General features: G+C 59.4%; 1 protein-coding gene. It reads left to right on the forward strand.

Annotated features, from left to right (window positions below; genetic code table 11):
- Positions 1-66: 66 nt before the first annotated feature.
- Positions 67-1,145, forward strand: a 1,079-nt coding sequence (locus tag FNU79_RS18970; RefSeq protein ID WP_143722345.1) for an IS66 family transposase, incomplete at its 3' end; no start/stop codon positions are given.

Here is a 1,145-nt window from a genome sequence, read left to right on the forward strand (position 1 = left end):
GTATCTGATTAGCGGCTTCCGGCGCTCCCGTCCAAGGACGAGGGTGCTGCTGTTAAGCTGTGGCGCATGGCTGGGACGCTGAGAGAACAGGATCTGCTGGAGATCATCGACCAGCAGGCCCAACGGTTCGAGCACCTGGAAGCTGAAAACCGTGCGCTCAAAGCTGAGAATGCACGCCTCAAGAAGCGCCTCGAAGATCTTGAACGTAAGAGCCGCAAATATGCGGCTCCGCACAGTCGTGAAACTCGCAAGGCTGATCCCAAACCCTCGGGACGGCGTGCGGGAGAAGGACTGTTCACGTACAAGCGGGCACCGACACCCGAGCAGATCACGCAAGTGATCGAGGTGAATACGCCGAATACCTGCTCTCTCTGTGGGTTCAGCGGTGAACTTCTATTCAAGCGGCAGGACAAAGTCTGGATCACCGAACTCGCTGCTGAGGGTGCTCAGCAGCTCACGGAATACCGCGTTCCGGTGATGGTGTGTCCGGCGTGTGGGAGCACGGTGCGCGGCGTGCATCCTAACCTGGCAGCGGATCAGTACGGATCGACGGCGCACCGATGTGGACCGCGCCTGAAGGCTAGCCTTCAGGTCCTGCATCATGAAGTCGGCCTCCCACAGCGCCGGTTGCCACGGGTGCTTGAGTTGACGACCGGAATTCGCATCACGCAGGGCGCAGTGACCCAGGGCGCACAGCGGCTGGCTGAGGATGCAGGCCCCCTGGCGACCCATGTTCAGACCCTGGAAGCGGATCTTCGCGCCGCTGCGTTTGTGCATCATGACGATACCGGTTGGCGGATCAGCGCTGGTCAAGCCTGGGTCAGTATCTTCCGTTCAGCCCAGACGGTGCTGTTCACGGCCAACCACCAGCACACCAACATCGAGCTTCGAAAGGTCCTGGGCGACGCGTTCCAGGGTGTACTGGTCTGCGACCGGTTTAAGGTCTACGACAGCAAGCTGCTTGATCAGGTAAAGCAACAGAAGTGTCTGGCACATCTCATCCGCAATGCGGATGAGGTCGCTGCCGGAGAACAGAAACGACCTGGTCGAGGGCACGAATACGGTCTTCGACTGGCTCAGGTGTTCCGCGACGGGATCAAGTTTCATCAACGCTTTCACGAGGGATGGTGTACTCGGGAAGAATA

Source organism: Deinococcus detaillensis (assembly GCF_007280555.1).
Lineage (GTDB): Bacteria > Deinococcota > Deinococci > Deinococcales > Deinococcaceae > Deinococcus > Deinococcus detaillensis.